Source organism: Priestia megaterium NBRC 15308 = ATCC 14581 (assembly GCF_000832985.1).
GTDB classification, from domain to species: Bacteria; Bacillota; Bacilli; order Bacillales; family Bacillaceae_H; genus Priestia; species Priestia megaterium.
Map to the genome: position 1 here is coordinate 1,177,890 of NZ_CP009920.1, position 15,179 is coordinate 1,193,068.

Below are 15,179 nucleotides of genomic sequence, written 5' to 3' on the forward strand. Positions count from 1 at the left end.
TAAACTTCTATGTAAAAAGAGGCTTTTTCATGCGATTCTATTTGTTTTCATGATATAAATTAATTCCATAGGTTGACTGCATCCAGCGGAACGTTTCTTTTCGGTGCTCCCATGTTTCAGGCGTCGCCCATAGCTCTTTGCTTCTTTTAATAATCTCACAGCGCAAATCTTGAAAAGTCTTTTCTGCTTTCTCGCTTTTTTTCTGCAGCTGTACAGTATAAAAGTAAAGTGAGAAGGTAAGCAATAGAAACATCAAATGTCCCATGTTGCCTAACAAAAATGAAAAAAATTCGCTAAACGTCCTAAAAAAACCGCTTTGAAATATGAAAAAAAAGTAGCTAATAACAGCCGTTACACTGGCTAAAAACAAAAGCTTCCATTTTTTCTCTTTAGCTTTCAGCTTATTGACTGTCTCTTTTCTTTTAATAACGCTAGCTAATATATATTGAAGTGTTTCATCGTTTTCAAAGTCTACCACTTTGTTTTCCATTATTCCACCCCCCCTCTTATGCTAGTACAACATATGAGGGAACATAAAAGATTATGTGGGGAGTATTGAAAATAATGGCTGTTTCCTTAACCTTTACTGAATTAATTCTTCTGGCTGTGCAGATTCCCCTTTTGATTTTCGTATCTGCAGGCCCAATAAAAAATCAATGAGAAAATGAGTAAAAATCGTAACATACAAATTTTCAGTCCACCAAAAAAGCAACCCTATTAAAAAGCTTAAAAACACAACCGAAATAAAAAGAAACCACTTTTTTAAATATCGAATGTGAACGAGTGCAAATACAATACTCGCCCAAATGAGGCCAAACTGAACTTGTATAACCCCTCGAAATAATATTTCTTCTGAACATGCAACGATTATGCAAATAAGGATCAGATGAGGAACAGAACGATTAGCAAATAAACGTTCATTGATCCCTCCGTCATCGTATAAATGCTCAGGTACGCATTTCATTAGAAGTATATCTCCTCCTACTACAAAGAGAGCCGTTCCTCCCCCGTACAATAAAATAGAAGACCAATCCAGCTGAAAAAACTGCAAAAAGGAATTCCACGAATCGAATGTAAAAAAACCGATGCCTAAAGCAATGAAGCAGATGAGCAGCTGTGTTACATATAAATTTTTAACTAGCTCTGCATCTGTCATGGATGAAATAAGCTCTTGCTGTGATTTTGCCATTATATCTCTCCTTGACGAAGCAAACGAGCTAATTCTAATTCCCAGCCTTGAAATGTCCATTGCTCCTGCTCACCATTTGTTTTTTTATAGTTTTCTAAATCCAAGCCGCAGCAATCGCAACAATTCTCAAGCTCTGATTTTCCCGTTTCATCGAAATAGCCAAGCAGCACGTGACGACGGCATTCTTTTGTCTCAATAAACCCCTTCATCGCACGATACTTGTCATGTTTGTTTCGAAGACGTTTATTTACAGCCGCAACAATCGTTTCATGCAGCGATGCAGGAATTTTCCAGGGTTCGACATATTCATTTTTCACTACATTTTCTTTGTACAAATAATAACGAATAAATCGCCAATGTGTTTCTTGAACACCCACTGTATAAAGAAAGTGAGACTCTACTTGTTTTAAAGGAATGGCCTGATCATGGTTTCGTAAATACGACAAGCAGTATAAGATGGTATCTGAAGAAGGAAGCTCAATTTCAAGTAAAGAATGAGCAAAATCATCGTCTCCTTCAGCATAAAGCAAGATCGCAATACTGTTTCGCTGATCACGTCCACTTCTTCCAATTTCCTGTACATATGCTTCTAACTGCGTAGGTGTATGAAAATGAATAACAAAGCGAACATTCGATTTGTTAACCCCCATTCCAAATGCACTTGTGCAGCAAATGATATCAAGCTGATTTTCTAAAAATTGCTGTTGAACAAGCATTCTTTCATTCGGTTCCATTCCCCCATGGTAATACTGCACTCGCTGTATCCCATTTTCCTTTAGAAGCTGCGTTAATGCTTCTGTCCAAGATCGGCTGGAACAATAGATAATTCCCGGACCTTGCAGTTCACTAACGTACATCAGTAATTTCTCTTTTTTTTCTTCAATACTTGCAACAAAATCAACTTCCATCGCAATATTACTTCGATTCATGGAATAGATGTGCTCGTTGACAGCAGGAAGCGATAAGTAGCGCTTAATATCTTCCACTACTTCCCTAGTCGCAGTTCCCGTTAGTGCCAGACATAGCGGACTGCCAAGTTCCTTCCATATATCTCCTAGCTGTAGATAATCTAAACGAAAATCATGTCCCCACTGAGAAATACAATGCGCCTCGTCCACAACGAAAAGGCCTACCTTTGCCTGCTTTAATGCTTCTACTACAACAGCATTTTGCAAAATTTCAGGAGATGCATAAATAAAACGATAAAAAGCTAAATTTTTTAGCGCTCGTTGTTTTTCTTCTTGTTGTAGGAAACTATTTAAGGCAATAACTCGCTTTTCTCCGCTTGCCTTTAGTTGTTGAACTTGATCTTCCATCAGTGAAATTAAAGGAGATACAATCAGCACCGGTCGGTTCAACAAATAAGCTGGGAGCTGATAGCACAATGATTTTCCTGTTCCTGTAGGCAGAACCGCTAACACATTATGACCGGTTAAAATATCTTGAATAATCTCTTTTTGTCCTATTCGAAATTGGCTATAGCCGAATTGTTTCTGTAGAAGTTGTTCTATCTTCACATCAAACACCACTTTTTTTAGTATCAGGTAAAATGTTTTGCTAATACGAGACGAATCTGAAAATAGGTAACGTCGTCTTTTACTTCTTCTTTTATCACCTTTAATTTATTTGTACGCAAACCTTCAAAAGCTGAGATAATTTTTTCCTGCTGCTTAGGCGATACGTATGCATCGATTGAAAAAGATGGAACAAACAGAGCTAATTCTGCAATATGATCTTCAATTGTACTTTCTTTCAAACGCCTTATATAAGCAATTTCTTCAAGCGTCTTGCCTTTTTGAAGCCAGCTATACGTTTTTAACGTCGAGCTTGTCAAAGGCAATTCTAAATATAGATCACGTAAAAAAGAAGACAGTACATGAAAGCTTTCATTATTTTTACTTACTTTTTCAATGATATGGTGAATAACCCCTAAAAGTTGAATATGAACATAATGCTCATCGAGTTCATATTGATATGCTAACTGATTTTTTGTAAAGCCTACTCTTTGGTATCCAGTCAGCTGCAAAACAAAAAGAGACGCGTCCCGTTCCGTGCAACCTTTCAAACACATTCGGAGCTCTTCGAATAGCTCGGCGGCTAACTCTTGACGCGTTTGCTTTTGAGACATAATATACGTTTTGACCCATTGAATGACCTCGGCATTTTTGGAAATGGGTAAAAACCCTTTTTGAAAATACTGTAGGTTTGATAAGGTCTGAATGAACAAAGTGATTCTTGCTAAAAATAATTGAGTACTGCTTGCGAATTTCCATCCGTCTAAAGCTGGATGAAAGGGTCGAGCCGTCAGTTCACCTTCAAGGCGTGCTTGTCCCTTATCTGTCATCACATACTTTTGATTTTCAGTTTCTTCAATATACTGCTGTTCTTTTAGATATGCAACGCAGGTTTCAAAAGACCGTTTATCTAAGTAAACAAATGACTGAAAAAGAAACGAAATTCCAAAAATTTTTCCGTCTTGAATCGTTTGAGCTGACTTTTTACCTGTTAATAAATGATAAATACCATAGGCGGTTCGCTCACCTTTTAACTGTTTTATACAAAATAAAATGCTAACTTGAATATAATTCAAAGGTGTCAACTTCCTTTCTCATTCATTGTACCAAAAGTGACCAATAGCATGTGAGATAAAGGCTTTTTAGCTCTTTCCTTTATGTATCAAAACGTTTGGGTAAGTGAAGAAACCTTGATTTGATAAGCATTCTCAGTGACTTTTCTATTGAAAAGTTTTATAAATCATTTTACAATGAATAAGGAGAAATTTCACTCTTGATTCGCCAAGAGATTATATAATGAGAAATTTTCGAACACTTTACAGGAGGTCTTGTTATGCCAAAATATACAATTGTTGATAAAGATACTTGCATCGCATGCGGCGCTTGCGGAGCAGCAGCACCAGACATTTATGATTATGATGATGAAGGTATTGCATTCGTAACATTAGATGATAACCAAGGTGTAGTAGAAATTCCAGAAGATCTAGAAGATGATATGATGGATGCAATGGAAGGCTGCCCTACGGATTCAATTCGCGTAGCGGATGAAAAATTCGAAGGCGATGCTAATAAATTCGAATAAGTATGGAGCAAACCTGTAGTGTACATGCTGCAGGTTTTTTTATATATAAAAATCGCTCTCCCCGGGAGAGCGATTGAATTAAACAGCAATGCGACGTGTGATCCATTGCTTCATTTTTGAAAACAATAAGACAAAGATAACCCCTGTTGCTGCTCCTTTTATTAAGTTAAACGGCAAAATACCTGCAACGATATATTGACGTGCTTGTTCACTAGACATTTCTGGCGATTGCAAGAAGATTGTATACGCTGGTAAGAAGACATAATAATTTAAGACAGCCATGAGTACCGTCATTACCACCGTACCCGTAACCAAACCTATCGTTACACCTTTAGCTGTTTTAAATCGGTTGAACATGTATGATACAGGAAGAACGAACAGTAAACCAGCCACAAAGTTCGCCACTTGACCAACTGGAACCCCTGTAGCACTTCCTTGAATTAAATAATTCAATAAATTTTTTATTCCTTCTACTATAACAGCAGCCATCGGTCCAAATACAAGTGCTGCTACGAGTGCAGGAATTTCGCTAAAATCAATTGTTAAAAACGGAGGTAATCCAGGAATTGGAAAATTAATCATCATTAAAATATAAGCAATACTACTTAACATTCCTAGTATGACCAGCTTTTGAGTTTTCTTACTTTGTTGCATCTTGCCTCTCTCCTTCTTTGTGATCCACTCTTCAAAGAAGAAAGGTTCAACTTTATATCCCCACGCAAAAACCTCCCAACAAATGATTCGTTGAGAGGAGACATGGCAGGCATATTTAATAAACGTTCATCACATTAGGTTTTGAACGCTGAACCTCCACCTTCTCCCATCCAGACTGTACTGTCGGCTTTGGAATTTCACCAAATCTGCTCGTATGTATTACATATAAGCTCGCGGGCTCAAAACAATTTGTTTTTTACCGCCGGTCGGGAATTTCACCCTGCCCCGAAGATAGACCAATATTTAATTATGAATTTATTATATGTTATCTCGAATTAAAAGTAAATAAAGAAGTTTTTTAATTCCTATTAAATTGATGTCTTTTATAAACTTCATTACTGTTTTATATGTAAAATAAGGAAATAAGTGCATAACCAACAGCATTATAACATATTTATAGTTTCAATTTTACGTTTATAATTGTGTATTTGATAACTAATCGTAAAGTTTGAAAAATATAATTGACAGAATTTTTTTAACATGGTAAATTATCAAATATTTGATGATAGTAAAATCCAAGGGAGATGTTCACGTCATGTATAATGTATTAGTAGCTGATTCAATTAGCAATGAAGGTCTTGCTCCACTACTTGAAGCTCCTCATGTGAATCTTACGCGAAAAAAAGTTGAAGAAGTTGAGAATGATTTGCATACGTACGATGCGCTTTTAGTACGGAGTGCTACGACGGTTACAGAGGATTTGCTGGCAAAAATGCCGAATTTAAAAATTGTTGCTCGCGCTGGAGTAGGTGTCGATAATATTGATATTGAAGCCTCAACCAAACGAGGGGTTGTCGTTATTAACGCTCCGAACGGAAATACCATTTCAACGGCGGAACATACATTTGCTATGATGGCTAGCTTGTTTCGGCATATCCCCCAAGGAAATGCTTCAGTCAAAGCGCGCGAATGGAACCGCTCAGCATTTGTTGGAACAGAGCTTAATCGCAAACACCTGGGCATTATCGGATTTGGACGAATTGGCTCAGAGCTTGCCAAACGCGCAAAAGCCTTCAATATGAGCGTTCACGTTTACGATCCTTTTTTAACCTCTTCCCGAGCTGAAAAGCTAGGCGTAGAACTATTATCCCTGGATGAATTACTAGCAGCAGCGGATGTTATTACCGTGCACACTCCACTTACCAAAGAAACAAAGGGATTGCTCAATCGTGACACGTTAGCCAAAACAAAGAAGGGTGTGTTTTTATTAAACTGCGCACGCGGCGGGATCATTGATGAAAAAGCCTTAGTTCATTATTTAGAAATTGGCCATGTTCAAGGTGCAGCTATTGACGTATTTGAAGTTGAGCCGCCGATTGATAACCCTTTGTTACATTTTGATCAAGTTATTACAACTCCCCATTTAGGAGCTTCTACAAAAGAAGCCCAGCTTAACGTTGCTGAAGACGTGGCACATGACGTTTTGCGTTTTCTAGAAGGTAATCCTGTAAGCTCATCCATTAATTTACCAACGCTTTCTAAAGAAGTTTTTGAAAAAATTCAGCCGTTTACGAGCCTTACTAAACAAATGGGAGCTATCTTATCTCAATGCATGCGAGAACCTGTTCAGCATATCTCTATCTCCTACGGAGGTACAGTGACGGATTTGGAAACCACTTATATTACACGAAGCTTATTATCAGGCTTTTTAACTCATCGTATCGACTCACCTGTTAACGAAGTCAATGCTTCTATGATTGCCAAAGAACGAGGAATTACATTTGGTGAAAAAACATCGGAAGATACGCAAGGATATTCCAATATGATTGACGTTACCGTAACAGGCGAACAGCGTACATTTACCATTACGGGCACCTATATAGCCGGCTATGGACCTCGAATTGTTAATATTGATTCGTTTGATATTGATTTTTATCCGGAAGGACATCTTCTTTATATCCGTCATAGTGATCAGCCTGGAGTTATTGGAAATGTAGGGAAAGTACTTGGAGATTTACGTATTAACATTGCTACCATGCAAGTGGGCCGTAAGCAAAAAGGCGGAGAAGCCATTATGATGCTTACGTTTGATAAACTTTTAGATGATTCTGTCATCGCTTCGTTAAAACAAACAAACGAAATTGTGACCATACAGCGTATTGAATTGTGACATTGAAAAAAAGAGCCTGAGCGGCTCTTTTTTTTATGGACTTATTTTTAACACTTGTCCTGCATTTAACATCGTATTTTCTAAATGATTCCACTTTCTTAGCTGATCCATATCTACTTCATATTTGACTGCAAGCTCAGATAATGTATCTCCTTGATGGATAAGAATACAGTTATCAGAAGTCTGATGTAACTGCTGAAAAACCGTGGCAGCTAAATCGCTTTTTACGTATGCAGATAGTTTTTGCTTGTCCAATTTGGCAAGTGGGTTTACTGCATTGGTTTTATCCGGATTCCACCTTCCTTGATGAACTTCAAAATGCAAATGTGCACCTGAAGATCGCCCTGTATTGCCAACTCGTCCAATGTTTTGACCTGCGGCTACACGATTTCCTTCTGCAACAAAACGTTCCTCTAGATGAGCATAGACCGTTTCGTATCCATTTGTTTGTTTGATAAAAACAACCTGTCCATATGTATTTGAATAATAAGAGCGGCTCACCACTCCTTTTGCAACAGCATACACCTGTGTACCAACAGGTGCTGCTATATCAATTCCAAAGTGTTTGGCGTGACGTGAACCAAATATATCAGTTAAGACTCCTTCAACCGGCCACTCCCACTGCTTCTCTTCTGCTTTTACCATTTGCCCGCCCAAAAATAAAAGACCTATACACAATCCCATTACTAATACAACCAATATTCTTCTTAACACGTCAATCATGAAGAAAGAACCTCCTATGTAGATCATTGCACACAAAACATACTATATGCCAATTCCTTCTCTTTTAGACTTGTTTATAGAAAAAACAAAGAGATGTGATTCTCCACTGAATCACATCTCTTTGTTATTCTTATTATTTCAGCCGAACAAGCTGTTATTTAGCATGTGTTTACTTTGGCAGTTTGATAAAGAAAGTTGTTCCTTCATTTAATTCACTTTCAACCGCAATGATCCCTTGATGTGCCTCCACGATATTTTTGGCGATTGCAAGCCCAAGACCAGTTCCTGACTTCCCTCTTGTTCTGGCTTTATCCGCTTTATAAAATCGTTCAAATACAAATGGAAGATCTTCTTTCGGAATGCCTGCTCCTGTATCTTGAACAGAAAGATGGATTTCGGATTGACTTTTATCAAGATGCAGCTTTACTTCTCCGTAGTCATCCGTATGACGAATAGCATTATCAATTAAGTTTGTCAGCACTTGTTCCATACGGTCTGAATCAATCATCGCCTCAAATTCATCTTCTACTTTTCCATTAAGAGACAATTTAATATGTTTTTCTTTAGCTAACCCTTGAAACTTACGCAAAACACGTTCTGTAAATTCAACCATTGCTACAGATTCTAAGTGAAGCTGCACATGTCCCGCTTCCATTCGCGCCAAATCTAAAAGTTCATTTACAAGCCGGCCCATACGGAGTGATTCATCATAAATCACCTGTGCAATTTCTTTCTTTTCTTCATCCGTACTTGCAATATCGTCAATAATAGCTTCACTATAACCTTGAAGCATAGAAATAGGTGTACGCAATTCATGAGACACGTTTGCAATAAAATCTTTTCTCGATTTATCAAGTTTACGCTCTTCAGACATATCTCGTAGTACGGCTACAGCACCGCGAATTTTCGTTTGATTATAGAGCGGTGACATTAAAATGACCCATGTTTTCCCTTGAATTTTCAATTCTGCACTTCGCTCGGTTTCAGTCTCTACTACCGTTTGAAACAAATGGACAACGTTTGCTGGAAGCTCCGGCACCTGCTGATTGTTGACATCCTGCTCATAATACCAAGTCTGAAGAAAATGCTCCGCTGGGGGGTTGGTAATTAAAATCGATCCGTCTCTACTAAACGTAATAACACCGTCTGCCATACTGCTTAAAATACTTGAAAGCTGCTCTTTTTCCTGATTAAGCGCATTGAGGTTAAACTTTAACTGCCTGCCCATTTGATTAAAAGCAATCGCTAACTCTCCAATTTCATCGTGAGTTAAAATAGGTACTTTTGTATCAAAGTTGCCTTTTGTTACTTCAAATGCCGCCTGCCTCATTTTTCTAAGAGGCGCTGTAATTCGAGTGGATAAGAAAAAAGCAAAGATAGTAGTTAAAATAATAGCAATACCTGCAGCCAATAAAATGAACTTAGTCGTATACTGAGCGGGTTCTTCAATTTCAGAAAGAGATTGATACAAATAAACGCCGCCTGTCGGTTTGTTATCTTTCATTAAAGGTACACCGACAACAAACATTAAAGGTTCATCACTCGTGTCTTTCTTTGTGGTCATGTACATTTTTTCCCGTATTACTTTACCTTTTTCAACCACTTGATTTAGCTGATCGTTTTGTTTAACAATGGCCGAAATAGCTTTCTTATTTTCTTTATCAGGATGGGTGGAATGCCAATAAAAATCTTTGTCTTGAACAATAACTACACTTGCTTGGTCTGCAAGTTCACGAGCAATGGATAGTCCTAGTTTTTCATCGTCCGTTTCCTGCACAATGGTAGAGATTTTAGCAGCTGTTTTAGTTAAACGGTTTTCTGCATCTACAACATGATAATTTTCAAAAAACTGAAGCAATAAAATAGTCAAAATAAATAAAACAAGCGTGACGAGCAATAGGATAGTAAACCATAGTTTACCAACTACACTTCTCCAAAACATCAGTTATTTTCAACCTCAAATTTATACCCTACTCCCCATACGGTTACAATCATTTTCGCCGCTTGTGACGATACACGATTTAACTTTTCACGCAAACGCTTGACGTGCGTATCTACCGTACGAAGATCTCCAAAGAAATCATAATGCCATACTTCACGCAGCAGCTGTTCTCTGTCATATACTTTATCTGGCGTTTTTGCAAGGTAGCATAATAATTCATATTCTTTTGGAGTTAAGTTAACTTCTTTTCCGTCTGCTGTAACGCGATGTGCATCATTATCAATCGTTAAGTGATCAAAGACGATAAGATTTTTCACGCTCGTTTCTGGTTGAATAAACGTTGCTTGAGAGGAACGTCGAAGCAGTGCTTTTACGCGAAGAACCACTTCTCTTGGGCTAAACGGCTTAACGATATAATCATCTGTACCTACTTCAAACCCTTGGACTCTGTTTACTTCTTCCCCTTTGGCTGTAAGCATGATAATAGGAGTTGCTTTTTTCTCCCGAATTTGTTTACAAACCTCAATACCATCTATGCCGGGCATCATTAAATCCAATACAATCAAATCATAGTCTATGTGTAACGCTTTCTCGATTGCTTCATGCCCATCTGCTGCTTCTTCAATGATGTATCCTTCTTTTTCTAAGTACATTTTTAACAATCGTCTAATGCGATCTTCATCGTCTACTAGCAGTAATCTTTGTTCGTTTTGCATGTATTTTCAACCTCCTAGTCTTAGTGTACAAAAAAAAACCAGCGAGTTCTACTTATGATACCCAAACAATGTGACAATTCGTGAACACCTTTACGAAAAACAGCTGTTTTTACCAAAAAGAGGTTGAGACGCAACGAAATCCATGCAATCTACAGCTGAATAAATAAAATAAAGAAGCTAGTAGGGATCGCTTGTTCCACGGCTATAAGCACCTACATACACGAACTTTGCGTTCACCATCTCAATGAAAAAATCCGAACGAATGAGATTCTCCATCAAGAAGCTCATTCGTTCGGATCTTTCTTCAACTAAAATATCTTCGTTTCAGGCTCTATGCTATTATTAAAGGTTACGCATATGAATGTAAACCTGCAATAATTAGGTTCACAGCCACTAAGTTGAACATAATGATGGCAAATCCGCCAACTGCCAGCCAAGCTGATTTTTCACCGTGCCACCCTTTCGACAGCCGAAGATGAAGAAAAGCGGCGTAAAATAAAAAGGTGATCAGCGCCCACACCTCTTTAGGGTCCCACCCCCAAAAACGCGTCCAGGCCATCTGAGCCCAAATCATAGCGAAAATAAGTGCTCCTAGTGTGAAAATAGGAAATCCAATCGCCACTGCTCTGTAGCTTACTTCATCAAGCAAGTCGCTGTTTACCTGTTTCACAAGCGGCTGCAGCGCAGCTCCAATTCGCTTCCGTAAAATAAGACGAATCAGCCAATATAAGACGAATCCACCAGCTAACGACCAAATGACCGTATTTAATTTTTTAGCATTGATAATAGCGGGCATATCAATAAGCGGCTGTATATCGTTCCCATCTGTCCATTCACTTTGATGCGGCCCCACTAGCGGAACCATATGATACACGGCTTGCTCTTGTTCTCCACTTTTATTAATCCAATTAAATGATGACTCGTAGTGTGCCGCATTAAAAGCCAGCGTCACCGCTACAAACCCAAGAGTACTAATAAGCGTATACAGGATGAATTCCAGCCAAAATGCTTTTTTATTTCGCTTGGATTGGTCAATCGTTTTGATTAAATAAATCAATCCTGCAACAAAGCTAATAGAAAGCACGGCTTCACCCGTAGCTGCGGTTGTAACGTGAATATGCAGCCAATTCGTTTGCAGAGCCGGTATCAGCGGCGTAATTTCAGTTGGAAACATGCTTGCATAAGCAATGATCAAAAGAGCCACCGGCAATGCAAAAAGTCCAAGCATGCTAAGACGATAAATAAAGTAAATAACAATAAATGCGCCAACAAGCATCATGCCAAAAAACGTCGTAAATTCAAATAAATTACTAACAGGAGCGTGGCCTGATGCAATCCATCTTGTAATGAAGTAGCCAATCTGTGCAATAAAGCCGATGATGGTAACCGCAATTCCAAACGTTGCCCACTTTGTTTTCTTTTGAGCTGCTCTCTTATCTCGAATAGCTCCTCCGAAAAAAAAGGTTGCAACTAAATAAGCAATAAACGCCACATACAGTAAATTACTACTTATACTCGCGTAATCCATGCTTTTTCCTCCTATTTTGTTTCTTTATCATTTTGGTCCTTCAGCTGTGTAAGGGATGTTGATTCTAATAAACCATTTAGTTCTTTTTTAAGCCCATACCAGTTTTTATTTGTATGTGCGGCCAACCATATCTCATTATTGACTTTTTGAATCCACATGCGGCGATGATTCCAATACATCCCTTGAATTACACCAATCATAAAGATGGCTCCGCCAACTCCTAAAAACCAAAGCGTATAGTCTCTGCGAACAGTTAATCCCGTTACATTTTTCGTTTCCACACCAGCAAAGGTCATTTTATAATCGTTATTTCCTAGGGGCTCCAAGTTCTCTCTAATTCCAACAAAAGCAACTTCACCTTTTTTATGCTGAGGGGTAATCATTTTAAATACAAAAGCCGGATTGTTAGGCACTCTGGTCTTTGTATTTGGATTTCCTTCATCATCAAAGAAAAAGTCTGGAAAGTAACTCATGAGCTTGACTTTATATCCGTTTTTTAGATCATATGTTTCTTTTGGATTATGTAAATCTACTGTAAGTGAACCAACGTTTCTATTTGCATTTTTATCTGTTAAATGGAAAGACATAGAGCTAAATTCATTTAACTTGAAATCCACTTGGTACATGGCATATCCTTCAAACTTAAGCGGCTGATTCACACGAATCTCTGAATCTTTTATTTTCTTTAACTTTGGATCTGCTCCCGGTATAAGCTTTCCTTCGCGCTTATACAGACTAACATCCGCTTCATATTTTTTGGCTACTTTATTATTCCCTGCACGATCAATTGCTTCTTGAAACACAGCGTTTTCGCTATCTTTATCATACATTTCAACAGTAAAACGATGGTTTTTCAAAAAATACTCTCCGTTCGTCCCAGGAATAACTTTTGTTTCACCTTCACGGATCCAAAGAACTTCATCTATATACATACCTGGTACAAACCTAAGCATAGCACCTAGTAAAAAGATAATGAGACCGATATGATTAACGTATGGACCCCATCTTGAGAAGCGTCCTTTTTCAACCAGCAGATTGCCGTTTTCTTCACGAATAGAGTATCTTCTTTTTTTAAGCATACTTTTTACATGTTCATAATCTTGATCCGTCCACGATGATGAAGTGGTATATAAACGCTGTCTTTTTAAGAAGTTTGGATGTTTTGTTACACTCTGCCTTTTTAGAGCTCGGTACAAAGGCACTACTCGATCTAAACTGCAAATGACTAACGACATTCCTAAAGCAGCAATTAAAAGCAAGTACCACCACGATTCGTAGAGATGATGAAAACCTAACTTATAATAAAGCTCTCCTGTCCATCCATATTCCTTTTGGTAATACTCATCTGCTGTCACATTAGGAGGTATGTAAGCTTCTTGAGGATAAATGGTTCCGACTGCAGACGCAACAAGCGTCACGATAATGATCCAAATACCTACTTTTACAGAAGAGAAAAAGTTCCATATTTTATCGATAACTGTTTTATTGTACGTTTGCGATCGCCTTGCGCTTCCTTCATAACGCATATCTACTAATTTATCAGTTGTTTCTTCTGCAATCGGCTTACCACAGGCTTCACACAAAATCGTACCATGCGGGTTAACGTGTCCACATTCACATTTTACGTGTTTCATTGTCAACACTCCCTATGGTTTAATTTCTTCCATATATTCTTTTATTTTAGATTCTTCCAATCCCCCAATAAAACTGTCTACAATCTTTCCGTTTTTATCAATTAAAAATGTAGTCGGCAGAGGATCTATTCCGTATGCACCCAACACTTGTGAATCTTTATCCATCAAAATCGGAAAAGATAGCTCATACTGTTTAGCAAATTGCTCTACTGCTATATTCGTTTCTGCAACGTTAACAGCTAGAATTTCGACACCTTGCTTTTTATATGATGCATACTGCTTTTCCATAGCCGGCATCTCTTGTTTACAGGGCTTGCACCATGTTCCCCAAAAATTCAAAAAAACTCCTTTGCCTTTGTAATCTGATAGCTGATGAGTTTCTCCATTAACATCTCTTAATATAAAGTCAGGTGCCTTATCTCCTACTGATACCTTTTGTTTATCAGCAAAAAATTGAGCATAAAGGGTATATCCAACCGCGCACAGCAAAACTGCCAATATAACTGTTCGAATAATCAAGCGCTTTTTTTTCATGGCATGAACTCCTTTTAACCGCTTTCAATACGCTTTTTTCTACCATTATATCATTTTTGTGGTAGTGGCTTTCCAATAATATTTCGACGTTTCTGTGAAGTCTTCCTCTCATTCTACAAGTTCGACATTTTTTCAAAAAACCTTGCTTGTTTTTCTAATTCACGACATTTTTCATAAAAAAAACAGGTAAGTGAAAATTACTTACCTGTTTGAGACATTGAATATAATTGTTTGACTTCATGCGCTGTAAGCTCACGAGCTTCTCCTGCATTTAATCCGCGTAAATCTAAAGGTCCGTAGCGTTCACGTTTTAATTTTAAGACAGAATGCCCAATTGCATCGAACATGCGACGTACTTGACGATTTTTCCCTTCATGAATCGTCAATTCCACAATCGCCGTCTGCTTGCTTTTATCAATAGAAAGAACTTTTGCACGAGCTGGTGCTGTTTTTCCGTCCTCTAGCATCACACCGCGCTGCAGCTGTCTGATTTTTTCACGACTTGGAATTCCTTTAATTTTAGCCACATACACTTTGTCCACTTCAAATTTAGGGTGCATTAGCTGATTAGCAAATTCACCGTCGTTTGTTAAAAGAAGTAAACCCGACGTATCATAGTCTAGACGTCCAATTGGATAAATTCTTTCTTCTACATGTGGAAAGAAGTCAACGACTGTTTTTCTTCCCTTGTCGTCGTTAGCAGCTGAAATTATGCCTCTTGGTTTGTATAACATAAAATAAACGGGCGCTTCGCTTTCTACAGGCACTTCGTCTACTTCAATTTTATCGTTAGGACCTACTTTCGTGCCCAATTCTCTTACAACTTTTCCATTTACTTTCACTCGGCCTTGGCCGATTAATTCTTCAGCTTTACGTCTTGATGCTACACCTGCGTGAGCAATCACTTTTTGTAATCGTTCCATTAACACTTCACCTCTTGTAACATCTTACTTGTTTACGAAGTAATACACAAGTGTATTTGCCACCCAGAGG

At 38.1% G+C, this 15,179-nt stretch carries 14 protein-coding genes and 1 riboswitch; of the genes, 2 read left to right on the forward strand and 12 right to left on the reverse strand.

Annotated elements, in window-relative coordinates:
- Positions 1-37: 37 nt before the first annotated feature.
- The 4 genes from BG04_RS06570 to BG04_RS06585 all read right to left on the reverse strand — a co-directional run bounded on the left by BG04_RS06570 (position 38) and on the right by BG04_RS06585 (position 3,779).
- Positions 38-490 carry a DUF2663 family protein gene (locus BG04_RS06570; protein WP_034649044.1) on the reverse strand — a complete coding sequence of 151 codons (453 nt, stop codon included), beginning with the start codon at positions 488-490 and terminating at the stop codon, positions 38-40.
- Positions 491-583: 93 nt separating this feature from the next.
- The gene (locus BG04_RS06575) at positions 584-1,189 is read right to left on the reverse strand and encodes a CPBP family intramembrane glutamic endopeptidase (protein WP_034649042.1); all 606 of its coding nucleotides are present in this window, start codon (positions 1,187-1,189) and stop codon (positions 584-586) included.
- Positions 1,189-2,706 (reverse strand): RecQ family ATP-dependent DNA helicase, encoded by a 1,518-nt coding sequence (locus BG04_RS06580; RefSeq protein ID WP_034649041.1) that lies wholly within the window; start codon positions 2,704-2,706, stop codon positions 1,189-1,191. The genes BG04_RS06575 and BG04_RS06580 overlap by 1 nt, the downstream gene beginning before the upstream one ends.
- Before the next feature lie 23 nt (positions 2,707-2,729).
- On the reverse strand, positions 2,730-3,779 hold the full coding sequence (locus tag BG04_RS06585) for a YpbB family protein (protein WP_034649038.1): 1,050 nt from the start codon (positions 3,777-3,779) through the stop codon (positions 2,730-2,732).
- Positions 3,780-4,036: 257 nt separating this feature from the next.
- Here BG04_RS06585 and BG04_RS06590 point away from each other — a divergent pair, with 257 nt between their 5' ends.
- Positions 4,037-4,285, forward strand: coding sequence for a ferredoxin (locus BG04_RS06590; protein WP_013059046.1), 249 nt, complete (start codon positions 4,037-4,039; stop codon positions 4,283-4,285).
- A gap of 78 nt (positions 4,286-4,363) precedes the next feature.
- Here the strand turns inward: BG04_RS06590 and BG04_RS06595 are convergent, their stop codons facing one another.
- Complete coding sequence (locus BG04_RS06595; RefSeq protein WP_013084915.1) at positions 4,364-4,939, reverse strand: ECF transporter S component; 576 nt, start codon at positions 4,937-4,939, stop codon at positions 4,364-4,366.
- Positions 4,940-5,093: 154 nt separating this feature from the next.
- Positions 5,094-5,236: riboswitch (FMN riboswitch) on the reverse strand.
- Positions 5,237-5,534: 298 nt separating this feature from the next.
- On the opposite strand from BG04_RS06595, the gene serA reads away from it, so the two are divergent.
- Positions 5,535-7,109, forward strand: coding sequence for a phosphoglycerate dehydrogenase (gene serA / locus BG04_RS06600; RefSeq protein ID WP_034649034.1), 1,575 nt, complete (start codon positions 5,535-5,537; stop codon positions 7,107-7,109).
- 33 nt (positions 7,110-7,142) lie between these two features.
- On the opposite strand, the gene BG04_RS06605 is transcribed toward serA, so the two are convergent.
- The 7 genes from BG04_RS06605 to BG04_RS06635 all read right to left on the reverse strand — a co-directional run bounded on the left by BG04_RS06605 (position 7,143) and on the right by BG04_RS06635 (position 15,109).
- Entirely contained in the window at positions 7,143-7,832 is a 690-nt protein-coding gene (locus BG04_RS06605; protein WP_034649031.1) for a peptidoglycan DD-metalloendopeptidase family protein, read from the reverse strand.
- 169 nt (positions 7,833-8,001) lie between these two features.
- Entirely contained in the window at positions 8,002-9,774 is a 1,773-nt protein-coding gene (locus tag BG04_RS06610; RefSeq protein WP_013084918.1) for an ATP-binding protein, read from the reverse strand.
- Positions 9,774-10,490, reverse strand: coding sequence for a response regulator transcription factor (locus BG04_RS06615; protein ID WP_013059051.1), 717 nt, complete (start codon positions 10,488-10,490; stop codon positions 9,774-9,776). The genes BG04_RS06610 and BG04_RS06615 overlap by 1 nt, the downstream gene beginning before the upstream one ends.
- Before the next feature lie 349 nt (positions 10,491-10,839).
- Positions 10,840-12,018 (reverse strand): c-type cytochrome biogenesis protein CcsB, encoded by a 1,179-nt coding sequence (gene ccsB / locus BG04_RS06620; RefSeq protein WP_016765494.1) that lies wholly within the window; start codon positions 12,016-12,018, stop codon positions 10,840-10,842.
- Between the two features lie 11 nt (positions 12,019-12,029).
- Positions 12,030-13,652, reverse strand: a complete 1,623-nt coding sequence (gene resB / locus BG04_RS06625; protein ID WP_034649027.1) for a cytochrome c biogenesis protein ResB — start codon at positions 13,650-13,652, stop codon at positions 12,030-12,032.
- A 12-nt stretch (positions 13,653-13,664) separates the two neighbouring features.
- Positions 13,665-14,186 carry a thiol-disulfide oxidoreductase ResA gene (resA, locus tag BG04_RS06630; RefSeq protein ID WP_013059054.1) on the reverse strand — a complete coding sequence of 174 codons (522 nt, stop codon included), beginning with the start codon at positions 14,184-14,186 and terminating at the stop codon, positions 13,665-13,667.
- Between the two features lie 197 nt (positions 14,187-14,383).
- Positions 14,384-15,109, reverse strand: a complete 726-nt coding sequence (locus BG04_RS06635; protein ID WP_034649024.1) for a pseudouridine synthase — start codon at positions 15,107-15,109, stop codon at positions 14,384-14,386.
- Between the last annotated feature and the right edge of the window lie 70 nt (positions 15,110-15,179).

What these genes read in the sequence shown, in the direction of transcription:
- BG04_RS06570 (WP_034649044.1), bottom strand. Translation starts at nt 490, where the DNA reads ATGGAAAACAAAGTGGTAGACTTTGAAAACGATGAAACACTTCAATAT.
- BG04_RS06575 (WP_034649042.1), bottom strand. Translation starts at nt 1,189, where the DNA reads ATGGCAAAATCACAGCAAGAGCTTATTTCATCCATGACAGATGCAGAG.
- BG04_RS06590 (WP_013059046.1), top strand. Translation starts at nt 4,037, where the DNA reads ATGCCAAAATATACAATTGTTGATAAAGATACTTGCATCGCATGCGGC.
- BG04_RS06595 (WP_013084915.1), bottom strand. Translation starts at nt 4,939, where the DNA reads ATGCAACAAAGTAAGAAAACTCAAAAGCTGGTCATACTAGGAATGTTA.
- serA (WP_034649034.1), top strand. Translation starts at nt 5,535, where the DNA reads ATGTATAATGTATTAGTAGCTGATTCAATTAGCAATGAAGGTCTTGCT.
- BG04_RS06605 (WP_034649031.1), bottom strand. Translation starts at nt 7,832, where the DNA reads ATGATTGACGTGTTAAGAAGAATATTGGTTGTATTAGTAATGGGATTG.
- BG04_RS06610 (WP_013084918.1), bottom strand. Translation starts at nt 9,774, where the DNA reads ATGTTTTGGAGAAGTGTAGTTGGTAAACTATGGTTTACTATCCTATTG.
- BG04_RS06615 (WP_013059051.1), bottom strand. Translation starts at nt 10,490, where the DNA reads ATGCAAAACGAACAAAGATTACTGCTAGTAGACGATGAAGATCGCATT.
- ccsB (WP_016765494.1), bottom strand. Translation starts at nt 12,018, where the DNA reads ATGGATTACGCGAGTATAAGTAGTAATTTACTGTATGTGGCGTTTATT.
- resB (WP_034649027.1), bottom strand. Translation starts at nt 13,652, where the DNA reads ATGAAACACGTAAAATGTGAATGTGGACACGTTAACCCGCATGGTACG.
- resA (WP_013059054.1), bottom strand. Translation starts at nt 14,186, where the DNA reads ATGAAAAAAAAGCGCTTGATTATTCGAACAGTTATATTGGCAGTTTTG.
- BG04_RS06635 (WP_034649024.1), bottom strand. Translation starts at nt 15,109, where the DNA reads ATGGAACGATTACAAAAAGTGATTGCTCACGCAGGTGTAGCATCAAGA.